Origin of the sequence: Curtobacterium sp. LFS084, assembly GCF_047977705.1 — a bacterium.
In the GTDB taxonomy this organism is placed as follows: domain Bacteria; phylum Actinomycetota; class Actinomycetes; order Actinomycetales; family Microbacteriaceae; genus Curtobacterium.
In genome coordinates, this window is sequence record NZ_JBFPFM010000008.1 from 38,553 (window position 1) to 63,088 (window position 24,536).

A 24,536-nucleotide genomic window follows, 5' to 3' on the forward strand; every position below is an offset into this window, starting at 1 on the left:
CCACTCCCACGCCTACGCGACCACGCGCAGGATCTCGTCGATGCTCGTCATGCCGAGCTTGACCTTCTCCCACCCGTCCTGGCGGAGGGTGAGCATGCCCTGCTGCTGGGCGACGCGGCCGATCTCGGCGCTCGAGGCGCGCGACACGGCGAGGCGCTCGATCTCCTCGGTCACCGTCATGACCTCGTGCAGGGCGATGCGGCCGCGGTACCCGGTGTTCGAGCAGACGGCGCAGCCGACCGGGCCGAAGAACTCCGGCACGGCGGCGTCCTGGTCCGCGACGAAACCGAGCGCCACGAGCTGTGCCGTCGTGTACTGCGCGGGCGCCTTGCAGCGGTCGCAGAGCCGGCGCGCCAGACGCTGGGCGACCACGGAGTCGAGGGCGGACCCGACGAGGAACGGCTCGATGTCCATCTCGGTGAGCCGTGTCACCGCGGACGGGGCGTCGTTCGTGTGCAGCGTGGACAGCACGAGGTGGCCGGTGAGCGAGGCCTCGATCGCGATCTGCGCGGTCTCGTGGTCACGGATCTCGCCGAGGAGCACGACGTCGGGGTCCGACCGGAGGATCGACCGCAGGGCCGACGCGAACGTCAGGCCCGCCTTCGGGTTGACCTGCACCTGGTTGATGCCGGCCATCCGGTACTCGACCGGGTCCTCGACGGTGATGACGTTGATCTCGGGACGAGCGACGGCGTTCAGGGTCGTGTAGAGCGTCGTCGACTTGCCGGACCCGGTCGGCCCGGTGACGAGGATCATCCCGTAGGGCTTCGAGTAGGACCGCTGGTACGCCTGGAAGTTCTGCTCGAGCAGGTTGAGGTCCTTGAGGGACATCGACGTGTTCGTGTTGTCGAGGATCCGCATGACGACCTTCTCGCCCCAGACGGTGGGGAGGGTCGCGACGCGGAGGTCGATCTGCCGACCGCCGTGCCGCACCGACATGCGGCCGTCCTGCGGCTTCCGACGCTCGGCGATGTCGATGTCGCTCATGATCTTGAGCCGGCTGATGACGCCGTTCTGGATGTTCTTCGGCGCCGGCGCCATCTCGTGGAGCACACCGTCGATGCGGTACCGGACGCGGACCTCGTGCTCGCCGGGCTCGATGTGGATGTCGGACGCGTGGTCCTGGATGGCCTGGGAGACGAGGAGGTTCACGAACCGGACGATCGGGACGTCGTCGAGGGCGCCGTCGGTCAGGTCGACCTGCTGCTGCGTCTGCGCCGACGCCTCTTCCTCGAGCGAGGAGGTCAGGTCGTTCAGCTCGTCGTCGGCACGCAGGTAGCGGTCGAGCGCGGCGGCGAGGTCGCGTTCCTCGACCTGCAGCGGCTTCACGGGGCGACCGGAGGCGGTCCGGGCGTCGTCGATCGCGAGGACGTTCGTCGGGTTCACCATCGCGAGCACGAGGACCTCGCCCTCGAACCCGACGCCGAGCACCCCGTGCCGACGGCAGAGCGCCGCGGGGAGCATCGACACCGCGGTGCCGTCGACGGGGTAGTCCGTCAGCGGGACGGTCTTGGAGTTGTTCGACGCGGCACGGGCGGTGATGTACTGCGCCTCGCTGACGAGGCCCTGGTCGACGAGCGAGCGGATCGACCGGTCGTCGATCTCCTCGTCGCCGGTCATCGAGTCGAGGTGCTCGATCGGGAGGGCTCCGTTGAGGATGAGGATCTCGGACAGCGTGGCCATGAGCTGCGGAGCCTCCTTCGGGTCGCGCGCGGGTCGTGGGGACGAGCGCCGGTGGGGTTCGGCGCCCGACCACGCTACGTCGGCACGGATCGGCCGCCGCAGTCCCACAACGAGGGGGCGAGGGGGTTTCCCGTGGCCCCAGTGCAGGGGTACCCGCGGGTATCGAGATGCATGCACCGCATCGGACGGTCGGCGCGGGCGACCCCCGTCAGAGGGACGTCGACGCGGTGACGTGCACGGGTCCGGCGACGAAGCCGAGCCGCTCGTAGATCCGGCCCGCGCCGCTCGGGTTCTCGGCGTCGACGTGCAGGACCGCGGCGTCGAGTCCGTCGCCCTGCATGCCCCGCAGCGCGGCGTCGAGGACGATCGGCGCCAGCCCCGTGCCCCGGGCGCCGCGGACGACGCCGACCCAGTGCACGTAGCCGTACGACCGGCCGCGCGCTGCGAACCCGTCCGGGTCCACCTCGACGAGGGCGAACGCCACGATCGTGCCGACGGGGTCGACGACGACCCGGCCGAGGTCGAGCCGGGCGATCGGTGCCGTGAGGAACCCGTGCCAGTCGGACGCGACCATCGGCTGCGATCCCCAGTGGTCGCGGAAGGCGTCGTTCTTCGCGTGCCGGAGCGGCTCGATGTCGTCGGGCGTGATCGGGCGGAGCCAGTACCCGACGGGCATCGACGGGAGCTCCACGTCGCCGCGCTCGTCGAACACGACCTGCATGTCGACCCAGTGCCGGACCGGCTCGAGCCCTGCGCGGGCCGCCAGCCGGAGGGCGCCGGACCCCTGCGGCGCGCCGATCGAGATCGTCGCCGGCAGGTCGAGATCGAGCGCGGCGAGGTGCTGCCGGGCGCGTCCGACGAGCCACGCGAGCACCCGTCGGCCGATCCCCCGGTCGCGGAGCACCGGATGGACCGCACCCTCGAGCACCACCCGAGCAGCGGTGACCCGGGAGGGGACGTCGATGACGATGCCGTAGGCCTGCACATGCCCACCAGGATCGATGCCGACGAGCGTGTCGCGCTCGAGGTCGAGCCCCTCCGTGGAGAACGTCCGCTCGAGGCTCGCTGTGGAGGGACGAGCGTGGGGGTCGTCGACCGCAGCCGCCGCCACCGCGACACCGTGCACCGCGGGCAGGTCGTCACGGGTCGCCGCTCGGAAGGTCAGCCCGGCGATCGGGACCGGGAGCTCGAGGTGGGCCGGGGCGGTGATCCGTTCGCGCAGCGTTGCCATCCGCCCAGCCTGCCAGGAGTCGCGGAACCGGCGGCGGAAAGTCCTCGACGTGCGGCCCCGTGCGGGACAAGATGAGTCATGGACATCACGAGTGTGACCGTGGGGCTGCCCGTCACCGACATCGAGGCGTCCTGCCTCTGGTACGGCGCCGTGTTCGAACGCGCCGAACCGGACCTCGAGCCCGACGAGGGCATCGCCGAGTACGAGGTCGGCGGCATCTGGATCCAGCTCTACGAGGACCCCGACGCCGAGGAGAACCCGGTCAGCGTCCGCTTCGGCGTCGACGACGTCGCCGCACAGCACGCGCGCATCGGCGCGCTCGGCATCGACATCGGCCCGGTGGAGTGCGTCGACGGTGCCGTGGACTGGTTCGACGTCCGCGACCCCGACGGCAACGTCCTCAGCCTGTTCTCCCTCGTCGACGAGACCGGCCGCGGTTCCGGTCGCGACAACGGGGCGGACCGCGCGGTCTGAACCGTCACGCCACCACCTGACGGACGGGAGGCGCGGTGCCGGCCCGCACCGCGCCTCCCGTCCGACGACGGGTCACGACGGACCGCCACCGACGGGAACGGCCCCCGCATCCGAGGATGCGGGGGCCGTTCCGGTGGAGCTCAGGCTCAGTTGTAGGTGCCCGGCGTGAAGTCGTCCGACGAGAAGCTGTCGAAGTCGACGAAGCTCAGGTCGGCGTCCGAGAACGACGAGTCGTCCGCGAAGATGCGGTTGGGGTACCGCTCCGCCTTCGCTTCTTCCGTCGCGTTCACGTCCACGTCACGGTACCGGCTGAGGCCCGTCCCGGCGGGGATGAGCTTACCGATGATGACGTTCTCCTTGAGGCCGACGAGGTGGTCCTGCTTGCCCTCCATGGCCGCCTGCGTGAGGACGCGGGTGGTCTCCTGGAAGGACGCGGCGGACAGCCACGACTCGGTCGCGAGGGACGCCTTCGTGATGCCCATGACCTCCTGGCGAGCGGAAGCGGTCTTGCGACCCTCCTGCAGCGCCGCACGGTTGAGCTCGTTGTACCGCGAACGGTCCACGAGCTCGCCCGGGAGCAGGTCGGTGTCGCCGTGGTCGACGACGGTGACCTTGCGGAGCATCTGGCGCACGATGACCTCGATGTGCTTGTCGTGGATCGGCACGCCCTGCGAGCCGTACACGTCCTGCACACCGTTGACGAGGTGCTTCTGGACCTCACGCACACCCTTGACGCGAAGGACTTCCTTCGGGTCGACGGTGCCGGCGATGAACTGCTCGCCGAGCTCGACGTGCTGCCCGTCCTCGATGAGGAGCGTCGCACGCTTCAGCACCGGGTAGATGAACGGCTCGTCGCCGTTGTCCGGCGTGAGGATGATGCGACGACCCTTGTCGGTGTCCTCGATCGTGGCGCGGCCGGGGGCCTCGGCGATCGGGGACGCACCCTTGGGGGTACGCGCCTCGAAGAGCTCCGTGACACGCGGCAGACCCTGGGTGATGTCGTCGGCGGACGCCGAACCACCCGTGTGGAAGGTACGCATCGTCAGCTGGGTACCGGGCTCACCGATGGACTGGGCGGCGATGATGCCGACCGCCTCGCCGATGTCGACGAGGTTGCCCGTGGCGAGCGAACGGCCGTAGCACTTCGCGCAGACACCGACGCTCGACTCGCAGGTCAGGACCGAGCGCACCTTGATGCTCTCGACACCGGCTGCCAGCAGCTTCTCGAGGAGCACGTCACCGACGTCCTCCCGAGCCTCGGCGACGACCGTGCCCTCGGCGTCCACGGCCTCGGTGGCCAGGGTGCGCGAGTACACGGTGTTCTCGACGCGCGGGTCGCGGACCAGCTTGCCGTCGGCGCCCACGGTCGCGATCGGGAGCTCGAGGCCCCGCGTCGTGCCGCAGTCGTCCTCGCGGATGATGACGTCCTGCGAGACGTCCACGAGACGACGGGTGAGGTACCCGGAGTCCGCGGTCCGGAGCGCGGTGTCGGCAAGACCCTTGCGAGCACCGTGCGTGGCGATGAAGTACTCCGCCACGGTCAGGCCCTCGCGGTACGAGTTGATGATCGGGCGGGCGATGATCTCGCCCTTCGGGTTGTTCACCAGACCACGCATACCGGCGATGTTGCGGACCTGGAGCCAGTTACCACGAGCACCGGACGACACCATGCGGTTGATGGTGTTGTCGACCGGGAAGTTGTCGCGCATCTCCTGCGCGATCTCGTTCGTGGCCTCGGTCCAGATCTTGATCAGGTCGGCGCGACGCTCGGAGTCGGTGATCAGACCCTTGTCGAACTCGCCCTGCACCTTGGCGGCCTGGACCTCGTAGCCCGCGATGATCTCCTTCTTGCGAGGAGGCGTCACGACGTCCGAGAGCGCCACGGTCACACCGGAGCGCGTGCCCCAGTAGAAGCCCGCGTCCTTGATCCGGTCGAGCGCTGCGGCCGTCTCGGTCTTGGAGTAGCGCTCGGCGAGGTCGTTGACGATCGCGGAGAGCACGCCCTTGTCGGTGACCTTCTGGACGAACGGGTAGTTCGCCGGGAGGGTCTCGTTGAAGAGCGCACGGCCCAGGGTCGTCTCGAGCAGCACGGTGTCGCCCTGCTCGTAGCCCTCGGGTGCTTCACCCTCGGCGAAGTGGACGTCCGCCATGCGGATCTTCACCAGCGCGTTGAGGTGCAGCGTGCCCTGGTCCTTCGCGAGGATCGCCTCGGCGACGGACGAGAACGCACGGCCCTCACCCACGGCGCCCTCGCGGACGGTCGTGAGGTGGTGCAGACCGATGATCATGTCCTGTGCGGGCAGGGTCACCGGGCGGCCGTCGGACGGCTTGAGGATGTTGTTCGAGGCGAGCATCAGGATGCGGGCCTCGGCCTGGGCCTCGACCGACAGCGGCAGGTGCACGGCCATCTGGTCACCGTCGAAGTCCGCGTTGAACGCAGCACACACGAGCGGGTGGAGCTGGATGGCCTTGCCCTCGACGAGCTGCGGCTCGAACGCCTGGATGCCCAGACGGTGCAGCGTCGGCGCACGGTTCAGCAGCACGGGGCGCTCGCGGATGATCTCCTCGAGCACGTCCCACACCTGCGGACGCGAACGCTCGACCATGCGCTTGGCCGACTTGATGTTCTGCGCGTGCGACAGGTCGATCAGGCGCTTGATCACGAACGGCTTGAAGAGCTCGAGCGCCATCTGCTTGGGCAGACCGCACTGGTGCAGCTTCAGCTGCGGGCCGACGATGATGACCGAACGGCCCGAGTAGTCGACGCGCTTGCCGAGCAGGTTCTGGCGGAAACGACCCTGCTTGCCCTTGAGCATGTCGCTCAGGGACTTCAGGGCGCGGTTGCCGGTACCCGTGACCGGACGACCACGACGACCGTTGTCGAACAGCGCGTCGACCGCTTCCTGCAGCATGCGCTTCTCGTTGTTCACGATGATCTCGGGGGCACCGAGGTCGAGCAGGCGGCGGAGACGGTTGTTGCGGTTGATCACACGACGGTAGAGGTCGTTGAGGTCACTCGTGGCGAAGCGGCCACCGTCGAGCTGCACCATCGGGCGCAGCTCCGGCGGGATGACCGGCACGACGTCGAGCACCATCGCGGCCGGCGAGTTGCCGGTGGCGAGGAAGGAGCTGACGACGCGCAGACGCTTGATCGCGCGGATCTTCTTCTGGCCCTTGCCCTCGGCGATCTGCAGGCGCAGCGCCTCGGCCTCGGCGGCCAGGTCGAACGCCTCGAGCCGCAGCTTGATCGCCTCGGCGCCCATGTAGGCGTCGAAGTAGATCCCGAAGCGGTCCTGGAGCTCGTGGAAGACGGCGTCCTCGGGCTTGAGGTCGCCCACCTTGAGGTTGCGGAAGTCCTCCCACACGCGCTCGAGACGGGTGATGTCCTCGTCGAACGACTTGCGGACCTGGGACATCTCCTTCTCGGCGGTGTCCTTGGTGCGGCGCTTGACGTCGGCCTTGGCGCCCTCTTCCTCGAGCGCTGCGAGGTCGTCCTCGAGCTTCTTGAGGCGGTCGGCGATGATCGAGTCGCGCTGGCCCTCGAGGTTCTTGATCTCGAGACGCATCTCGTTCTCGAGACCCGGCATGTCCGCGTGACGGCCCTCTTCATCGATGTCGATGATCATGTACGCCGCGAAGTAGATGACCTTCTCGAGGTCCTTCGGCGCCATGTCGAGGAGGTACCCGAGGCGCGACGGGACGCCCTTGAAGTACCAGATGTGCGTGACGGGCGCGGCGAGCTCGATGTGGCCCATGCGCTCACGGCGGACCGAGGACTTGGTGACCTCGACGCCGCAGCGCTCGCAGACGATGCCCTTGAACCGGACACGCTTGTACTTGCCGCAGGCGCACTCCCAGTCGCGGGACGGACCGAAGATCTGCTCGCCGAACAGACCGTCCTTCTCGGGCTTGAGGGTGCGGTAGTTGATGGTCTCCGGCTTCTTGACCTCGCCGTACGACCACTGGCGGATGTCCTCGGCCGTGGCGAGACCGATCCGCAGTGCGTCAAATGAAGTTGCTTCGAGCAATGTTCTTCTCTCTAGCTGGATTCGTTACGAGTACGGGCGGGATCAGATGTCGTCGACGGACGACGACTCGAACCGCGAGGAGATGTTGATGCCGAGCTCTTCAGCGGCACGGAAGACCTCGTCGTCCGTGTCGCGGAGGCTGACCGCCTGGCCGTCGGCCGAGAGGACCTCGACGTTCAGGCAGAGCGACTGCATCTCCTTCATGAGGACCTTGAACGACTCCGGGATGCCGGGCTCCTGGATGTTCTCGCCCTTGACGATCGCCTCGTAGACCTTCACGCGGCCGAGGATGTCGTCGGACTTGATCGTCAGGAGCTCCTGGAGGGCGTAGGCGGCGCCGTACGCCTCGAGCGCCCACACCTCCATCTCACCGAAGCGCTGTCCACCGAACTGCGCCTTACCACCCAGCGGCTGCTGCGTGATCATCGAGTACGGACCGGTCGAACGGGCGTGGATCTTGTCGTCGACCAGGTGGTGCAGCTTGAGGATGTACATGTAGCCGACCGAGACGGGCTCCGGGAACGGCTCGCCGGAGCGGCCGTCGAAGAGCTGCGCCTTGCCGGACGAACCGATCAGGCGCTCGCCGTCGCGGTTCGGGAGGGTCGAGTCGAGGAGGCCCTCGATCTCACGCTCGTACGCACCGTCGAACACCGGGGTGGCGACCTTCGTGCCGGGCTCGGCGCTGCGGGCGGCCTCGGGGAGGGCGGACGCCCACTCCTGGATGCCCTCGACGTTCCAGCCCTGCTTCGCGAGCCACCCGAGGTGGATCTCGAGGACCTGGCCGAAGTTCATGCGGCCGGGGACGCCGAGCGGGTTGAGCACGATGTCGACGGGAGTGCCGTCGGCGAGGAACGGCATGTCCTCGACCGGCAGGATCGTCGAGATGACGCCCTTGTTGCCGTGACGACCGGCGAGCTTGTCACCCGCGGTGATCTTGCGCTTCTGGGCGATGTAGACGACCACGCGCTGGTTGACACCGGAGCCGAGCTCGTCGTCACCGTCCTGCGCGTCGAACACCTTGACGCCGATGATCGTGCCCTCTTCACCGTGGGGCACCTTCAGCGAGGTGTCGCGGACTTCGCGCGACTTCTCGTTGAAGATGGCGCGGAGGAGGCGCTCTTCGGCGCTCAGCTCGGTCTCGCCCTTCGGCGTGACCTTGCCGACGAGGATGTCGCCGGGGCGGACCTCGGCACCGATGCGGATGATGCCGCGCTCGTCGAGGTCGGCCAGGAGGTCCGGGCTGACGTTCGGGAGGTCGCGGGTGATCTCTTCCTTGCCGAGCTTCGTGTCGCGGGCGTCGACCTCGTACTCCTCGATGTGGATCGAGGAGAGCGTGTCGTCCTTCACGAGGTTCTGCGACAGGATCATCGCGTCCTCGTAGTTGTAGCCCTCCCACGGCATGAACGCGACGAGGAGGTTCTTGCCGAGCGCGAGCTCGCCGTTCTCCGTCGCGGGGCCGTCGGCGATGACCTCGCCCTGCTCCACGCGCTCGCCGGCCGAGACGACCACACGGTGGTTGTAGCTCGTGCCCTGGTTCGAGCGGTCGAACTTGCGCAGGTAGTAGGTCTGCGTGCCGCCCTCGTCGAGCTGCAGGGTCACGGCGTCGGCCGAGACCTCGGAGACGACGCCGGCCTTGTCGGCGGTGACGACGTCACCGGCGTCGATGGCGGTGTAGCCCTCCATGCCGGTGCCGACGAGCGGCGACTCGGAACGGAGGAGCGGCACGGCCTGGCGCTGCATGTTCGCACCCATGAGGGCGCGGTTCGCGTCGTCGTGCTCGAGGAACGGGATGAGCGAGGTCGCGACCGACACCATCTGGCGCGGCGAGACGTCCATGTAGTCGACCTCGTCCTTGCCGACGAGCTCGACCTCGCCGCCCTTCTTCCGGACGAGCACCTTGTCGTCCTGGAAGTGGAAGGAGTCGGTGAGCGGCGCGTTCGCCTGGGCGACGACGAAGTCGTCCTCTTCCGAGGCCGTGAGGTAGTCGATGGTCGTGGTGACCTGACCGTTCACGACGCGGCGGTACGGCGTCTCGATGAAGCCGAAGGAGTTGATCCGACCGAAGGACGCGAGCGAGCCGATCAGGCCGATGTTCGGGCCTTCCGGGGTCTCGATCGGGCACATGCGGCCGTAGTGCGACGGGTGGACGTCACGGACCTCGACGCCGGCACGCTCACGGGACAGACCACCCGGGCCGAGGGCCGAGAGACGACGCTTGTGCGTCAGGCCCGCGAGCGGGTTGTTCTGGTCCATGAACTGCGACAGCTGCGACGTCCCGAAGAACTCCTTGATCGCGGCGACGACGGGGCGCACGTTGATCAGGGTCTGCGGCGTGATCGCCTCGATGTCCTGCGTGGTCATGCGCTCGCGGACGACGCGCTCCATGCGGGACAGACCGGTGCGGACCTGGTTCTGGATGAGCTCGCCGACCGCGCGGATGCGACGGTTGCCGAAGTGGTCGATGTCGTCCACGTCGAGGCGCAGCTGCACCGGCTCGCCGTCGCGGACGCCGTCGAGGTTCGTCTTCTCGGCGTGCAGCGAGACGAGGTACTTGATCGTGCGGACGATGTCCTGCACGGTCAGGACCGAGTCGCTGAGCGGCGCGTCGATGCCGAGCTTGCGGTTGACCTTGTAGCGGCCGACCTTGGCGAGGTCGTAGCGCTTCGGGTTGAAGTAGAAGTTGTCGAGGAGCGCACGCGCGGCCTCGGCGGCGACCTGCTCGCCCGGACGCAGCTTGCGGTAGATGTCCTTGAGCGCCTCTTCCTTGGTGAGGATGGCGTCCTTCTCGAGGGTCGACTCGATCGAGGCGAAGCCCTTGAACTCGTCGAGGATCTCCTCGCTCGTCATGCCGAGCGCCTTGAGGAAGACCGTGACCGACTGCTTGCGCTTGCGGTCGATGCGCACGCCCACCTGGTCGCGCTTGTCGATCTCGAACTCGAGCCACGCACCGCGCGACGGGATCACGCGAGCGGAGTAGATGTCCTTGTCGGACGTCTTCTCCTGCTGGCGCTCGAAGTACACGCCCGGCGAGCGGACGAGCTGCGAGACGACGACGCGCTCGGTGCCGTTGATGATGAACGTGCCGCGCTCGGTCATGAGCGGGAAGTCGCCCATGAAGACCGTCTGCGTCTTGATCTCACCGGTCATGTGGTTCATGAACTCGGCGTTGACGTAGAGCGGGGCGGCGTAGGTCTTGCCACGCTCCTTGCACTCGTCGATGGAGTACTTCGGGTCCTCGAGCTCGGGCGACGTGAAGCCGAGCTGCATCGTCTCGCCGAGGTCCTCGATCGGGGAGATCTCCTCGAAGATCTCCTCGAGGCCGGAGTGCAGCGCGAGGTCGGTGCGACCCTGCTCCTGACCTTCGGCCAGGCGGGCCTTCCAGACGTCGTTGCCGACGAGCCAGTCGAAGCTCTCCGTCTGGAGTGCGAGCAGATCAGGAACCGTGAGGGTGTCCGTGATCTTGGCGAACGAGAGTCGCGAGTGGTTGCGACCGTTCTTGGGGTTGGTGGATGCGTTGGGCGCAGCAGCCAAGGGTTTGACCTCCGGTAGGCCCCGTCGGGCCGGTACTGACGAGCAGCACGTAGGTGAGTGGATTGACGCTTCGGCGCACCCCTCGAAGACACGCGATCACGCGACGGCCGGTGAGCTGTGCACGTGTGCGATGATCTGGGTGGACGGGACCCGCCGACATATACGGGACCGGCACCACCAGGGCACGTTCTGGAAGAACGCTGCGTCGACCGCAATATGACGACACGGATGCCAGGGAGCGCGAACTGCCATCATAGGTCGGCCTCGTCGCGGATGTCCAGTCCTGGCTTGACCGAATTCGGCAGTGCCGTGTATAAGCCGGTGGACGACCTCGGCATTCCCGCCCGAGCGCCCGTCAGCGGAGCGCGCGGAAGGCTCGCTCGGGCTGCCGGGTCCGCACGAACGTCACGCGTCCACGGTCGTCGGTGAACTCGATCCCGAGGCCCGGCGTGAGGATGAGCGCGCGGACGCCGCGGCCGATCCGGAGGCCGATGCCGCCGTACGTCGACGCGTCCGCCTCGACGAGTCGCACGTCGGCGATCCGGTCGCGCGGGATCCGACGGGCCGGGAGCGGCCGGAAGTGCAGGACGACGTGGGTGTCCGTGACGTCGTAGCCCGAGCGTGCGACCAGCAGGAGGAAGCCGGCCGCGACCCCGACGAGCGCCGGCACCAGGAGCGACGCCTCCGGCGCGTCCCCCGGCCAGCCGAGCACCGCCGCGGTCAGCCCGAGTCCGCCGACCAGCAGGACCGCCCCCACCGCACGCATCCAGGTCGGCGCGTACTCGCGCTCGGCGTGGGCGGACGGTCGCAGGGCGCGGGTCGTCGGCGTGGGTCGGTGGGTCGTGGTCAGCCGGGACGTGGGGACGCTCACGGTGTCGGTCATGGGGTCGGCTCCTCGCGGGATCGGGTCCGTGCGTGCCCATGGACTCCATGACGCACGCTGTGTGATCGGTGGTCGCGCGACGGCGGGCAGGCCACGGGCGGCGCGCAGGAGAGCGGGGAGCCCGGCGCACGCCGACGGCGCGCACACCACGGGCAGTGGGGTTGCCCGACGGTCACGCCGCGGTCACGAGCGGGGTGCGGAACCGTGGGGTGTGGGGCACTGCACGGTTCGACGCACCGAGGTGACGACCCGGTGAACGGTAGGCGACGACCCTTGGCGTCCGCTGGTCGTCCATGTGCACGCATCCACCCGCATGCCCCGGGAGGTGCCGGGTCCGGGCTGCGGACGAGCCGGGAACGCAGACCCGGGTCAGCGCAGGACGCGGGCCACGGCCTCCGCGCGGGTGCGGACGCCGAGCTTCGTGAAGACCTGGTTCACGTAGGACTTCACGGTCGGCACGGTGAGGAACAGCTCGGCGGCGATCTGCGGGTTCGACCGGCCCTCGGCGATGCGCTCGAGGACGTCGGCCTCGCGCGGGGTGAGCTCCGGGAACCGGTCACGGAGCCCGGCGTCCGGCGACGACGCCGGCCCCGGACCCGGCGCCGCCGCGAGCGAGCCGCCGCCGCCCGCGAGCTGCGCCACGAGCCGCGCACCCACGGCGGCGTCGAAGGTCGACTGCCCCGAGGCCACCGCGCGGATCGCGGTCGCGATCTCCGCGCGGCCGGCGTCCTTCGTCAGGTACCCGCGCGCACCGGCATGCAGCGCGGTCAGGATCGAGGCGTCGTCGGCGAAGGTCGTGAGGACCAGCACGGCGACCCCGGGGTGCTCCGCGGTGATGCGCGCCGTCGCGGCGGGGCCGTCGACGCCGGGCATCCGCAGGTCCATGAGCACGACGTCCGGCGCGTGCCGCGCCACCTGGTCGATCGCCTCGGCCCCGTCGGACGCCTGGCCGACCACCTCGAGGTCGTCCACGAGCGAGAGCACCGTCACCAGGCCGTCGCGCACGATGGCCTGGTCGTCGACGACGAGCACGCGGATGGTCACGACCGGTCCCCTCGGGCGGCGAGCCGGTCGACGGGCAGGTGCATCGCCACGACGAACTCGTCGTCCGACCGGTCCGCCTCGACCGCGGCACCGCTGCCGAGCTCGGCGAAGCGCTCCCGCATCCCGAGCAGCCCGTGCCCGCCGCCGGACAGCGGGTTCGCGACCACGACGTCCACGGCGTCGCCGTCCCGGATGACGGACAGGGACACGGGACGGCCGGGTGCGTGCCTGCGCGCGTTGCTGAGCGCCTCCCGGACCACCTGGACCACCGCGGCGCGGTGCGCCGCGTCGAGGGCCGTGAGCGCCGTGTCCCCCTGCGTCACGATCTCGCCGCCGAACGAGCGGTGAGCCGCGACGAGCGCGTCCAGGTCGGGTGCGTCCCCGGTCGCCGGACGGGAGGCGCGGCTCGGCTCGGCAGAGGACGGCACGTCCGTCGCGGCGTCCGTCCCCGCATCCGCCCCGGCATCGTCGCGGAGGGCGTGGACCGCGCGTCGCGCCTCGGCCAGGCCGTCCGCGGCGAGCGCCCGCGCCTCGGCCGCGCGCCGGGTGGCGTCGTCGACCCGGCCGGCCTCGAGCAGGGCCTCCACCGCGTCGAGCTGGAGCACCAGGCCGCCGAGCGAGTGCGCCAGCACGTCGTGGATGTCGCGGGCCGCGCGGGACCGGTCGGCGAGGAGCTCGGCGCGCTGCTGCTCCCGTTCGGCAGCCCGTGCCCGGTCCGCCGCGATCCGGAACTGTCGGCGGCTGAAGCCGATGAGGACCCCGAGGAGCAGGCCGCCGCTCGTCCCGAGGACGAACTGGACCGAGGCGTGCGCGATCGACGCGGAGACGGCGATGACGACGATCGCGGCGAGCGCGGCCACGGCGCTCGTCCAGACCGGGATGCGGAGGTTCGCGCCGAGGAGCACGATCCCGACGATCACGGGGACGATCATGAGCGAGTCCGTCGGCACCACGACGACCGACCCCGCGGCGATCATGACCACGCCGGCGACGAGGAGCACCCGGGGCGTCCGACTGAACTCGCGGAGGGCCCATGCGGCGAGCGCGACGGCACCGAGGATCCACACCCACGCCGGGTGGTGCAGCAGGACGCCGTTCCGGACGAACCAGAACGCGACGATCGCGATGCCGAGGCCGTTCAGCCCCCAGGCGGCACCGGAACGGGACCGGCCCCCGGGGAGGTCGGTCTCGTCCTTGCCGGTCAGCAGGGTCACCGGACCATCATGCCGCTCGGTCGGCGGTCGCCGCGGGGGATCCGCCCGTCGATGACGAGGGCACGGGCGGCGCGGTTCAGGGCGAGGACGAGCAGGATCGTCCCGGTCGAGGTGAGGAGGTGGGCGCCGAGGTGGGCGCCGAGCACGTCGAGCCCGATGCGCACCGCGATGAGCACGATCCACAGCGCGGCTCCGAGCGCACCCGTGCGGGACTGGATCGTGCGGCCCTTGCGGTCCGGGGTGCCGACCGTGCGGAAGCGGGTGATGCTGCCCATGGTGAGGCCGACGCCGATGGTGACGAGCGCCTCGATCGCGAGGAACACGACGTCGGTGGTCGTGATCGTCGATCGGGTCTGGGTGAGGACAACCACGCCGACGATCGCCATGACCAGCGGTGTGCGCCAGATGCGGGTCGGGTCGAGGTACTGCCAGGTCGCCTGGCGGTAGCCGAGGAACGCGACCAGGGCGATCCCGATGAGGATGTTCGCGAGGAGCTGGACCGACATGATCGTCCTTCCGGTGGGGTCCGGCGGGCCGTTCCCGACCGGTGGGACCAGCCTCGTCCGCGAGCGGCCGCCCGCCCACCAACCAGGGGTGGGGACCCGGGTGGGGATCCAGGTGGTGTTCGATTGGTGCCATGGCTGATGCGTTCGACGGGTTCCGGATCGGTGCGGGGTACGCGGTGGTCGAGCCGGACCGGCACCGGCCGGGGTCCTTCACGCTCGTGGTCGACGGGACGCCGCAGTCGCACGTCGACCTCGAGGACCCGACGCACCTGGCGTTCGAGTACATCCGGCGGATCGGGCACGCGATCGACCTGCTGCCGGACGGCCCGGTCACGGCCCTGCACCTCGGCGCCGGTGCCCTGACGCTCCCCCGGTACGTCGCGGTGACGCGGCCGGGGTCCCGACAGCAGGTCATCGAGCTCGAGCGGGACCTCGTCGACCACGTCCGGGACGCGCTCCCCTTCCCCCGTGGGGCCTCGATCCGGGTGCGGTACGGCGACGCCCGCGAGGTGCTCGGCAAGCTCCCCGCCGGGCTGCGCGGCACGGTGGACCTCGCCGTCGTCGACGTGTTCGGCGGCTCGCAGATCCCCGCGCACGTGACGAGCATCGAGTTCTACCGCGAGGTCGCGGCCTTCCTGTCGCCCACCGGCATCGTCGCCGTGAACGTGGCGGACGGTGCCGGGCTGGCGTTCGCCCGCGGGCAGGCATCGACCCTGCAGGCGGTGCTGCCGTCGGTCGCCGCCGTCGCGGACACCGGGATGCTCAAGGGGCGGCGGTTCGGGAACATCGTGCTCCTCGGGTCGCCGACGGACCTGCCCGTGGCGGACATGCCGCGGCGGTACTCGTCGGACCCGATGCCGGCGAAGGTCGTGCACGGGGCCGAGCTGCGCGCGTTCGTCGCCGGGGCGCCGATCGTCACCGACCAGACCGCGGTGGCGTCGCCGGAGCCGAACCGGAGCGTGTTCGGCGGCTGAGCCGGGTCGGCCCCCGCAGCGGGCGCACTGGCGGCGCTGGGCGCTGGGTGCTGGGCGCTCGGCCCTGGGCACTCCGGGCGCTCCGGGCGCGATCGGGCCGGTCCCGCACACGCGGAGGGTGTCCCTGCCAGGATGGGTCTGAACGACCGCGCAGGTGCGCGACCGAGCAAGGGGAACCCTGATGACGAACGACGACCGGAGCAACGAGGACCGGACGGGCGACGGCCAGGCGCCGAGCTGGGGCGGAGCGCCGCAGCAGCCCGCGCACGACGCGCCCCGCTACGGCGAGCGCGTCGATCCCGCGCCCGCCTCGACACCGCAGTACGGCGAGCAGGCACCGCGGTACGGCGAGCAGGCACCGCAGGCCGACGCTCCACGCTGGGGCGACCACGACCAGCAGGGCGAGCCGCGCCACGGCGACACCCCGCAGTACGGGTCGACGCAGTACGGCCAGCCCCAGCACGGGCACGATCAGTACGGCCAGCAGCCGTACGCGGCGGCTCCGGCGAGCGCCGGTGCCCCGTCGTGGCAGGGCTACGAGGAGCCGAAGGCCAAGAAGAAGACCGTCGGTGTCGTGGCGTTCTTGCTCGGGCTGATCGCCCTCGCCCTCGGGATCGTCGGCGGGTACTTCTTCGGCTCCGCGATCGTCGACAGCCGGGCGTTCGAGGACATGATCCAGAACGGCGGGTCGACGACGGACCCGCAGGCGTTCGACGACGTCACGAGCTCCCCGACGATCCTGATCAGCGGCGTGATCGCGGTGATCGGTTCGGTCCTCGGCATCTGGGCGATCGTGCAGGGCATCATCGCGATCGTCACCAAGCGCGGTCGCGCGTGGGGCGTCTTCGGGCTCATCCTCGCCGTGCTCGGTCCCATCGCCTTCTTCGTCACCTACGGAGCGGTCGCCGCCGTCTCGGTCGCGAACTCGGGCGTCGCGCCCTGATCCGAGCGTGGTCCCGGAACGGCCCGTCGTGCACCCGCACGGCGGGCCGTCGCCGTTCGACCGAGGACACGTCCGTGCCCCCCGTGCGCGTGGCACCGCTCGCTCTCGGGACAGCGCGGCTACCCTCGAACCGATGTCCCTCCCGCCCGACGACCGCCAGCAGCCCGACCGCACCGACCGCGCCCGGGAACCGCGTCATGCGGCGCCCGTGACGGCCGGCGTCAGCCCCGGCAGCACCTTCGCTCCGATCAGCCTGCGCCCCGCGGTCGACGCCGACGCCGTGCAGCAGCGGCTGCGCGACCTCGGGCAGAGCCGCAGCACCGACGCCCTGGCCGAACGCGCCGAACTCCTCCGCCTGCTCGGTCGGCTCGACGAGTCCCTCGTCATCGCTGAAGAGGTCTTCCGGTTGACGATGTTCACCGGCGAGCGCTCCGACAAGGTGTCCGCGCGGATCCGTCGCGCCCACGTGCTCCACGACCTCGGTCGGTACGAGCGCGCTGCGGCCGAGTCCGCCATGGCGCGGGACACCGCACGGACCGAGGAGTGGCCGGAGCTCGAGGGCGCGGCGGCCGAGCTCGAGGGCTGGTCGCTGTTCGAGCTCTCCCGGTTCGACGAGGCCCGTGCCGCGCTGTCCCGGGCGTACCAGGCCTTCCGTCAGGCCGGTGCCCCGTCGGAGCGCACCGAGGCGCTGCGCACGGCGGTCGAGGCGGCGCTCCGGGCCTCGGTCGCGCAGCCGCGCGTCGAGGACAAGCCCCGTACCGCCCGCGACGTCGCCGCGCGCCGCGCGGAGGAGGACGAGCCGGTGGCACCCCGCGCCCCGGAGCCGGCGCAGCAGACCCCGCCGGTCCGACGTCGTGTGCTCGGCGCGCCCGACGCCGCCCGGACCGAGGCCGACGAACTCTGGGGCCGCATCGCCGCACGAGCGGCGCAGAAGGGCCAGGCCGGACGCGACGAACCCGACGACGACCGGTGACGACGCTCGAGGCCGTCCGGTCCCGCGCGGAGCGGCTGATGACCGCGCACCTCGGAACGGGCAGCTGGTCGTTCGGCTTCGACCACGCGAAGACCCGGGCGGGGCAGTGCGACTTCGCCCGCCGGCGCATCACGGTGAGTCGGCACCTGGCCGTGCGGTTCTCTGACGACGACGTCGACCAGGTGCTCCTGCACGAGATCGCGCACGCACTTGCCGGGGCCCGCGCCGGGCACGGGCCGACCTGGCGCCGCACCGCGAAGGCCATCGGGTACACGGGATCACGCCTGTACGACGGTCCCGTGGCGAGCGAACTCGCGCCGTGGATCGGCACCTGTCCCGCCGGCCACGAGCACTTCCGCTACCGCACCCCGACGCGACCGCTGGCGTGCGCGAGGTGCTCCCGACGCTTCGACGCCCGCAACGTGATCTCGTGGAACCGTCGCGCCCCCGAGGAGCGCCGGGCTACCGCATGATGCCGATCGCTGGTGGAGGCGCGCCGGTAACCCGTTAGCCTGGCTGGATGCACACGGGGCAGCACATCCGCACGGACACCGGTTCCACCTGGTTCTTCGACGCCGGACGGATCGCCCTCGACTTCGCGCACACCGGCGGTTTCGCGGACGACCCGGACGACCGTCGCCCGCGCGCGCAGCTCGGCGAGCTGCTGGTGACCCCGGCCGACCTCGACGAGTGGCTGAGCGACCACACCGAGCCCATCGACGTCGGGGCGACGGCCCGCGAGCTGCAGGACGCCCGTGCCCTCCGCGCGGCGATCGCCCGGCTGGCCGTCGCAGCCGCTCCGGGTCCCGCGTCGACCGCGGCGGAGCGCACGGCGGTGGCCGCGGGACTCCGAGCCGGTACCGGCCGCACCCGACCGGCGCCCGACGACATCGACACCGTCAACCTGTTCGCGGCATTGCCCGACGTGCCGCCGAGCCTCCCCGGCGGGCGGCGTCGCGCCGGAGCGAACCGGGTGCGACTGGCCCAGGCGCTGTCGAGCGTCGCACGTGACGCGGTGGCGCTGTTCACCGAGGTCGGCTTCGACGACGTCGCCGCGGACGGACAGCCGACGCGGTTGAGCCGGTGCTCGGCCGACGACTGCGCGCTGGTGTTCTACGACTCGTCCCGCGGCGGCACCCGACGGTGGTGCTCGATGCAGCGGTGCGGGAACCGGGCGAAGGTGCGGGCGCACCGGGCGCGGCGCGCGGCGATCTGACGAGACCCGCGCCTCCCGGTCTGCTCGGCGCCGGTCCGCACCGATCCGCATCGATCCGCAGGCACTTCGAAAACAAGGATTCGGCGTGCCGAATCCTCTGGCACACTGGTCCCCATGACCGACACCGCGACCCGCCCTGCCGAGGCGACGACGCCCCGGAAGCGCGCCGCCGGCCTGACGCTCCTCGGCCCCGCGTTCGTCGCCGCCATCGCCTACGTCGACCCCGGCAACGTCGCCGCGAACCTCACCGCGGGGGCGAGGTACGGCTACCTGCTGCTGTGGGTGCTCGTCGCCGCGAACGCGAGCGCGGTCGTGGTCCAGTACCTGTCCGCCAAGCTCGGCGTGGTCACGGGCAAGTCCCTGCCGGAACACCTCGGCCTGCGGATGCGGCGCACCCCCCGGCTGTTGTTCTGGGCGCAGGCCGAGGTCGTGGCCGCGGCGACCGACATCGCCGAGGTCATCGGCGGCGCACTGGCACTGCACCTGCTGTTCGGCCTGCCCCTCGTCGCCGGTGGGCTGATCACGGGCGTGGTCTCGATGGCGATCCTCACGCTGCAGAGCCACCGCGGGACCCGCGCGTTCGAGGCCGTGGTGACGGCGATGCTCGCGATCCTCACGGTGGGCTTCTGCGCCGGGCTGCTGTTCGCGCAGGTCTCTCCGGCGGCGCTGGTGGCCGGGCTCGTCCCGCGGTTCGAGGGGTCCGAGTCCGTCATGCTCGCCGCCTCGATGCTCGGCGCGACGGTCATGCCGCACGCGGTGTACCTGCACTCGGCGCTGGCCCGTGACCGGCACGGTGACGTCCCCGCCGGTCCGGAGCGTCGTCGGGTGCTCGTCGCGACGCGGTGGGACGTGGGGCTCGCGCTCCTCGTGGCCGGCGGGGTGAACGTCTGCATGCTCGTCCTCGCGGCGGCGACGCTGCCGGGGGTCGAGGGGACGGACACGATCCCGGGCGCGCAGGCCGCGATCGTGTCGAACGTCGGCCCGGTCGTGGGCGTGCTGTTCGCGGTGGGCCTGCTCGCGTCGGGCCTCGCCTCGACCTCGGTGGGGTGCATGGCCGGCGCCGAGATCATGAAGGGTCTGCTGCACGTGCGGATCCCGCTCGTGGTGCGGCGGCTCGTGACGCTGGTGCCGGCGATCGTGCTGCTCGCCGTGAACGTCGACGCGACGATGCTGCTCGTGGTGAGCCAGGTCGTGCTGAGCTTCGGGATCGCGTTCGCGATCGTGCCGCTGGTGGTCTACACCTCGCGGCGCAGCGTGATGGGCGAAGACGTCAACGCGATGACCACCCGCGTCGTGGCGGGGGTCATCGCGCTGGTGATCGTCGCGCTGAACGTGGCGCTCGTCGCGCTCACGCTGGCGGGCTGACCGGGTCGGCGCGGATCAGTCGACGACCTTGACGCCCTTCCAGAACGCCACGTAGCCCGAGTAGTCCTTGCCGACGCGGTCGAACGACGACGGGATCGGCGTCGGGTACGACCATGCGTTGTCCTGCAGCGCCTGCCCGTCCACGTTCACCGTGTAGTACTGCGTGTCGCCCTTCCACGGGCAGTGGTACTGCGTGGGGCTCTCGGTGAAGAGCTCGGACTTGACGCTCGACGGCGGGAAGTACCAGTTGCCCTCGATCTGGATGAGGTCCTCCTTGGGGGCCTCGGCGATCACGGTGTCTCCGACGACTGCCTTCACGGCGTGCTCCTTCGCTCTGCGGTCCGGCGAGGTACCGGATGTCGAGTGGGAACGCTACGCGCGGGAACTCGATTCCCGCAGGGTCTCCAGTCCACCGTCGACCGCGAAGGCATCGTGCACGGCACTCGGGGCCAGCGCCGCGGCCGACTCGGAGGCGCTCACGAGGTGCTTCACCGCACGCCGCAGCCCCGTGTACGCGGCGCACGCGGCCGCCGCCTCGGGTGAGGTGTGGTCGATCCCGACCTCGGCGAGCGCGTCGACGACGGCCCCGGCCGCGAGCAGGTCCTCGACCGCGAAGTCCGGCGCGTCCGGCACGTCGGCCGCTTCGCCCGCCGCCTGTGCGGCGTCGTCCGCCGGTGCGTGGTGGCGTCCGGCGGCGACGATCGCGACGACGCAGCGGTCGCCACGGTCGGCCTGGAGGCGCGTCACGCGTTCCGCGACGGCCGTCGCGTTGCCGAGGTGGCCGAGCACGACCTCCGGACCCTCGGGCAGCTGCGCGGCGAGCGCGCGTCGACGACCGGGGCCGTCGTGCCCGGCGGACGCCGGGAGGACGTCGACCCAGACGAGCAGGTGCGTCCCGTGGGCGATCCGCGCCGCCCCGCCGGTGCCCCATGCGAAGCGGACCTGGTACTTCTCCTGCGTGCGTGCTGCCACCCGCGACACGATAGCCGTCCGCGGTCCCTGATCCTTTCCACAGGTGCCCCGCCGCCCGGGGTTCGTCACGGTCGTCGACCGTAGGATCTGTTGCCATGGAGATCGCCCCCGCACCCACCCTGACCGGCGACCGCGTGACGCTCGAACCCCTCGGGCCGGAGCACGCGGACGACCTGCGGGCGGCGGTCGCGGACGGTGACCTGTGGCGCACCTGGTACACGTCGATCCCCGCTCCGGCGCAGGTCGACGACGAGATCGAGCGGCGCCTGTCCGAGCACGCCGCCGGGCGGATGGTGCCGTTCGCCGTCCGCGACCGCCCGACCGGCCGGGTGGTGGGGTCGACGACGTTCCTCAACCCCGACACCGGCAACCGCCGGGTCGAGATCGGCGCGACGTTCCTGTCGCGGTCCACCCAGCGGTCCGGCATCAACACCGAGGCGAAGCTGCTCATGCTCTCGCACGCGTTCGACGTCTGGCAGTGCATCGCGGTCGAGTTCCGCACGCACTGGCACAACCTCCAGTCCCGCACGGCCATCGCGGCACTCGGTGCGAAGCAGGACGGCGTGCTCCGCAACCACTCGATCGGCCGTGACGGCACCCTGCGCGACACCGTGGTGTTCTCTGTCATCGCGTCGGAGTGGCCGACCGTCCGGCTCTCGCTCGCCGAACGGCTCCGCCGGCACGACCGGGCCGAAGGGGCCCGTCGTCGCGCGGCACGGCACGCCTGACCCGACCCGCGCAGCACCCCACCGGGTGCCCACCGTCGGCGAGTAGCGTTCGCCCCATGCACGTGGGCCTCCGCATCACCCTCGACGCACCGGCCGAGGCCGTGCGCGACGCCCTGCTCTCCCCGTCGGTCATGGTGGCGGTGACGAAGCCGTTCCTGGTCTACCGCTCGCGCGACCCCGAGGGGTTCCCGGTGCGGTGGGTCCCCGGCACCCCGCACCCGATCACGGCGAGCGCTTTCGGGGTGTTCCCGAGCGGCGACACGCACGTCGACCTCGACCTGTACGAGGTGCGCGGCGTGCCCGTGCAACGCGACAACGGCGGCGGCACGAGCGGGCTGTTCGGACGGATGACCATGCAGCACCGGATGGCGACCGTCGACCTCGGGGACGGACGGACCGAGCTCGTCGACCGGCTGTCCTACCGGATGCGCCCCGCGGCGCTCGGCGTCCTGCTGTGGCCGGGGATGTGGGTGATCTGGCAGTGGCGCGCGCTGCGGATGCGCGCCCTCGCGCCCGGGTGGCGACGCGCTCGACGAGCCGCGGCCTGACCGCCGGGCCCGCGCCGTTCCTCCCGGCACGGCCCGAGGGGCGTACGCTCGCACCGTGAGCCAGACGCATGAGCCGGCAACCGACGACCGCGTGCACAGCACGCTCGCCACCGTGGACTGGCGGCGGATGACCTTCGACCTGTACCGACGAGTACGGGCGACCAGCGATCCCGAGACCGCCCACGCGATGTGGCGCGAGACCCGCGACGCGATGTTCGGCGAGCACCCGGCGAGTCCGCTCCTCGACGAGGACGCCCGCGACTTCGAGTCCCTGCCCGTCCCGGACTACGACCCGTCGTGGCGGTTCCGGGCCCGCATCGAGCCCGCCGAGGCCCTCGCCATGGACGTCGAGACGGGCACCGACGGCATCGTGCACTTCGACCGGCTCGGGGTCGTGACCCTCGCCGGCATCGGCTCGCTCGACGTCTGGTCGCACGGCGGCTACGCGGGCGGTGTGTTCGTCCCGGTGAAGGACGCCAGTGCCGGCAAGGCCCGCGGGACCTACGGCGGTGGCCGCTACCTGCTCGACACGATCAAGGGCGCGGACCTCGGGGGCGACGGCGGCGAGCTCGTCCTCGACTTCAACTTCGCCTACAACCCGTCGTGCGCGTACGACCCGGCGTGGGCGTGCCCGCTCGCGCCGCCCGGCAACACCGTCGCGGTCCCGATCCCCGTCGGCGAGCAGTACGACTTCTAGGGTGGAGCACATGTCGGGTCTCGTCGCGATCGACGCCGGTGGGCGCATCCCGCCGTTCGAGCAGGTCAGGTCCCAGATCGCCGCGCAGATCAGCGCCGGGTACCTCGTGGACGGTGAGCGGCTGCCCAGCGTCCGGGGACTCGCGGACGAGCTCGGCCTCGCCGCCGGCACCGTGGCACGCGCCTACCAGCTCCTCGAGGAGGCCGGACTCGTGCACACCGCCCGGGGCGCCGGCACCCGGGTCATCCGCCCCGCAGAGGTCCCGTCGGCGGTGACGGACGCCGCCCGTGCCCTCGCCGCGGCCGCCCGGGCAGCCGGGCTGTCGGCCGATCAGGCTGCGGCAGCGCTCCGGGACGCCTGGCCCGCCTGACGCGCGCGGGGCGCTCCAGGGGCTTTCGCGCGTACCTGGCGCTTTCGGGCGTACCTGGCGCTTCCGGGCGTACCCGGTCGGAAGTTCGGGCCAGGTACGCCCGGTTCGACCTTCCATCGCGGCCGTCCTGGGAAGAACCCGCGCCCCGGGGTCCCGTCAGCAGTGCTCGTACACGTACTCGTCGCTCGACGGCGTCACGAGGTCCCGGTCGCGCAGGATCGTCATCGCCGGCCGCTTCGACGACGCACACACCGACGACCACGGCCGCTCGCTGTTGTCGGAGTACTCGATGTCGATGACCCGTCCGCCGTACACCTTCGTGTACGCGCCGCACTCGTCGTAGACGAAGCACTCCTCGGCGACCACGAAGTCGAACCCGGTGCTCTTCCGACCGGCGACCCCGAGCTGCGGGGTGTTCTTCTGCCCGACCGCGAGACCCGCACGGTGTCCGAGGCGGACGAGCGCGGCCGCGAGCGCGAGGTTGCCCGCCCGGGTCAGCGCGCCGTGCGACCGGGTCCACGAGTCGAGGTTGTCGAACTCGACGGCGTCGAACCCGCGGTCGGCGCACCGGGCGACGGTCTTCGCGAGCACCTTCGTGATGAGTGCCCGCTTCGCAGCGGTCCGGGTGTCGAGCAGCATCTCGTCCGGCCACCCCGGGTCGGAGACCGGCTTGCCCGCGCGGTCGCGGAGGATCGCCGACGGGTACGACCGCTTCCACGTGCTCGCGGCATCGGGCTGGGTCTGGAAGCCGTTCACGTAGCAGATCGAGTACGTGCCGGCAGCGGGCCGGTCGGTGCTGTCCCGCTCGACGATCGTCACGCCGGACGGCGGCGTGTACGACCCCCCGAGCTGGTAGTCCGGACGCCCCGACGTCGGCAGGTTCGTGTACGACGCGGCGCTCCCGCCGGACGGAGCGGCCGACGCACAGCCCGCCGTGCCGAGGACCGCCACCATGGTCATCGCGATGGTCAGCAGGACGGATCGTGTGCGCACCGCTGCATCCTCGCACGGGCCGGTGCACGGCCGGGTCTGGGGGGATCGGGGCGGAGCACGCTATGCTGGTCGTACTCGAGGCGCCGATCGCCTCGTGCGTCGTACGGACGCCCCCGAACTCCCGGTCCACGGACCGAGGATCGATCACCTCTGTGAAGGTGCC

At 71.0% G+C, this 24,536-nt stretch carries 22 protein-coding genes; 11 read left to right on the top strand and 11 right to left on the bottom strand.

All coding sequences use genetic code 11. The features are described 5' to 3' along the window. Window positions 1-12: 12 nt before the first annotated feature. Both ACNQOV_RS06945 and ACNQOV_RS06950 read right to left on the bottom strand, forming a co-directional pair. Complete coding sequence (locus ACNQOV_RS06945) at window positions 13-1,683, bottom strand: GspE/PulE family protein (protein ID WP_416393923.1); 1,671 nt, start codon at window positions 1,681-1,683, stop codon at window positions 13-15. A 208-nt stretch (window positions 1,684-1,891) separates the two neighbouring features. Further along, complete coding sequence (locus tag ACNQOV_RS06950; RefSeq protein WP_416393924.1) at window positions 1,892-2,914, bottom strand: GNAT family N-acetyltransferase; 1,023 nt, start codon at window positions 2,912-2,914, stop codon at window positions 1,892-1,894. A gap of 78 nt (window positions 2,915-2,992) precedes the next feature. On the opposite strand from ACNQOV_RS06950, the gene ACNQOV_RS06955 reads away from it, so the two are divergent. Then, complete coding sequence (locus tag ACNQOV_RS06955; protein WP_022906901.1) at window positions 2,993-3,388, top strand: VOC family protein; 396 nt, start codon at window positions 2,993-2,995, stop codon at window positions 3,386-3,388. 146 nt (window positions 3,389-3,534) lie between these two features. On the opposite strand, the gene rpoC is transcribed toward ACNQOV_RS06955, so the two are convergent. The 6 genes from rpoC to ACNQOV_RS06985 all read right to left on the bottom strand — a co-directional run bounded on the left by rpoC (window position 3,535) and on the right by ACNQOV_RS06985 (window position 14,594). After that, window positions 3,535-7,416, bottom strand: a complete 3,882-nt coding sequence (gene rpoC, locus ACNQOV_RS06960) for a DNA-directed RNA polymerase subunit beta' (protein ID WP_416393926.1) — start codon at window positions 7,414-7,416, stop codon at window positions 3,535-3,537. Between the two features lie 42 nt (window positions 7,417-7,458). Further along, window positions 7,459-10,947, bottom strand: coding sequence for a DNA-directed RNA polymerase subunit beta (gene rpoB, locus ACNQOV_RS06965; protein WP_402266665.1), 3,489 nt, complete (start codon window positions 10,945-10,947; stop codon window positions 7,459-7,461). Window positions 10,948-11,302: 355 nt separating this feature from the next. Continuing rightward, complete coding sequence (locus ACNQOV_RS06970; RefSeq protein WP_416393928.1) at window positions 11,303-11,830, bottom strand: hypothetical protein; 528 nt, start codon at window positions 11,828-11,830, stop codon at window positions 11,303-11,305. 369 nt (window positions 11,831-12,199) lie between these two features. Next, the gene (locus ACNQOV_RS06975) at window positions 12,200-12,874 is read right to left on the bottom strand and encodes a response regulator transcription factor (RefSeq protein WP_416393929.1); all 675 of its coding nucleotides are present in this window, start codon (window positions 12,872-12,874) and stop codon (window positions 12,200-12,202) included. After that, the gene (locus ACNQOV_RS06980; protein ID WP_416393930.1) at window positions 12,871-14,088 is read right to left on the bottom strand and encodes a sensor histidine kinase; all 1,218 of its coding nucleotides are present in this window, start codon (window positions 14,086-14,088) and stop codon (window positions 12,871-12,873) included. Before ACNQOV_RS06980 ends, ACNQOV_RS06975 begins: the two co-directional genes overlap by 4 nt. Further along, the gene (locus ACNQOV_RS06985) at window positions 14,085-14,594 is read right to left on the bottom strand and encodes a hypothetical protein (protein ID WP_416393932.1); all 510 of its coding nucleotides are present in this window, start codon (window positions 14,592-14,594) and stop codon (window positions 14,085-14,087) included. Before ACNQOV_RS06985 ends, ACNQOV_RS06980 begins: the two co-directional genes overlap by 4 nt. Window positions 14,595-14,725: 131 nt before the next feature. Here ACNQOV_RS06985 and ACNQOV_RS06990 point away from each other — a divergent pair, with 131 nt between their 5' ends. From ACNQOV_RS06990 to ACNQOV_RS07015, 6 genes are all read left to right on the top strand, one after another. Then, window positions 14,726-15,568, top strand: coding sequence for a spermidine synthase (locus tag ACNQOV_RS06990; RefSeq protein ID WP_402266653.1), 843 nt, complete (start codon window positions 14,726-14,728; stop codon window positions 15,566-15,568). 181 nt (window positions 15,569-15,749) lie between these two features. Continuing rightward, window positions 15,750-16,511, top strand: a complete 762-nt coding sequence (locus ACNQOV_RS06995) for a DUF4064 domain-containing protein (RefSeq protein WP_022906908.1) — start codon at window positions 15,750-15,752, stop codon at window positions 16,509-16,511. Window positions 16,512-16,644: 133 nt separating this feature from the next. Next, window positions 16,645-17,484 carry a hypothetical protein gene (locus ACNQOV_RS07000; protein ID WP_022906909.1) on the top strand — a complete coding sequence of 280 codons (840 nt, stop codon included), beginning with the start codon at window positions 16,645-16,647 and terminating at the stop codon, window positions 17,482-17,484. After that, window positions 17,481-17,957: a SprT-like domain-containing protein gene (locus ACNQOV_RS07005; protein ID WP_416393933.1), complete on the top strand. Its 477-nt coding sequence runs from the start codon at window positions 17,481-17,483 to the stop codon at window positions 17,955-17,957. The genes ACNQOV_RS07000 and ACNQOV_RS07005 overlap by 4 nt, the downstream gene beginning before the upstream one ends. Window positions 17,958-18,004: 47 nt before the next feature. Next, complete coding sequence (locus ACNQOV_RS07010) at window positions 18,005-18,700, top strand: CGNR zinc finger domain-containing protein (protein WP_416393934.1); 696 nt, start codon at window positions 18,005-18,007, stop codon at window positions 18,698-18,700. Between the two features lie 114 nt (window positions 18,701-18,814). Further along, window positions 18,815-20,065, top strand: coding sequence for an Nramp family divalent metal transporter (locus tag ACNQOV_RS07015; protein WP_416393935.1), 1,251 nt, complete (start codon window positions 18,815-18,817; stop codon window positions 20,063-20,065). A 15-nt stretch (window positions 20,066-20,080) separates the two neighbouring features. Here the strand turns inward: ACNQOV_RS07015 and ACNQOV_RS07020 are convergent, their stop codons facing one another. Both ACNQOV_RS07020 and ACNQOV_RS07025 read right to left on the bottom strand, forming a co-directional pair. Then, window positions 20,081-20,383 (bottom strand): DUF427 domain-containing protein, encoded by a 303-nt coding sequence (locus ACNQOV_RS07020; RefSeq protein WP_402266635.1) that lies wholly within the window; start codon window positions 20,381-20,383, stop codon window positions 20,081-20,083. Between the two features lie 54 nt (window positions 20,384-20,437). Next, complete coding sequence (locus tag ACNQOV_RS07025; protein WP_416393936.1) at window positions 20,438-21,037, bottom strand: 2-phosphosulfolactate phosphatase; 600 nt, start codon at window positions 21,035-21,037, stop codon at window positions 20,438-20,440. Window positions 21,038-21,132: 95 nt separating this feature from the next. On the opposite strand from ACNQOV_RS07025, the gene ACNQOV_RS07030 reads away from it, so the two are divergent. The 4 genes from ACNQOV_RS07030 (at window position 21,133) to ACNQOV_RS07045 (ending at window position 23,380) form a co-directional block, all read left to right on the top strand. Beyond that, entirely contained in the window at window positions 21,133-21,765 is a 633-nt protein-coding gene (locus ACNQOV_RS07030; protein ID WP_022906914.1) for a GNAT family N-acetyltransferase, read from the top strand. 56 nt (window positions 21,766-21,821) lie between these two features. After that, window positions 21,822-22,313, top strand: coding sequence for a hypothetical protein (locus ACNQOV_RS07035; protein WP_022906915.1), 492 nt, complete (start codon window positions 21,822-21,824; stop codon window positions 22,311-22,313). Window positions 22,314-22,440: 127 nt separating this feature from the next. Next, window positions 22,441-23,010, top strand: coding sequence for a DUF1684 domain-containing protein (locus ACNQOV_RS07040; RefSeq protein WP_416393981.1), 570 nt, complete (start codon window positions 22,441-22,443; stop codon window positions 23,008-23,010). Between the two features lie 10 nt (window positions 23,011-23,020). Continuing rightward, window positions 23,021-23,380: a GntR family transcriptional regulator gene (locus ACNQOV_RS07045; protein ID WP_031262164.1), complete on the top strand. Its 360-nt coding sequence runs from the start codon at window positions 23,021-23,023 to the stop codon at window positions 23,378-23,380. A gap of 156 nt (window positions 23,381-23,536) precedes the next feature. On the opposite strand, the gene ACNQOV_RS07050 is transcribed toward ACNQOV_RS07045, so the two are convergent. Then, window positions 23,537-24,373 carry an endo alpha-1,4 polygalactosaminidase gene (locus tag ACNQOV_RS07050; RefSeq protein ID WP_416393937.1) on the bottom strand — a complete coding sequence of 279 codons (837 nt, stop codon included), beginning with the start codon at window positions 24,371-24,373 and terminating at the stop codon, window positions 23,537-23,539. Window positions 24,374-24,536 lie beyond the last annotated feature (163 nt).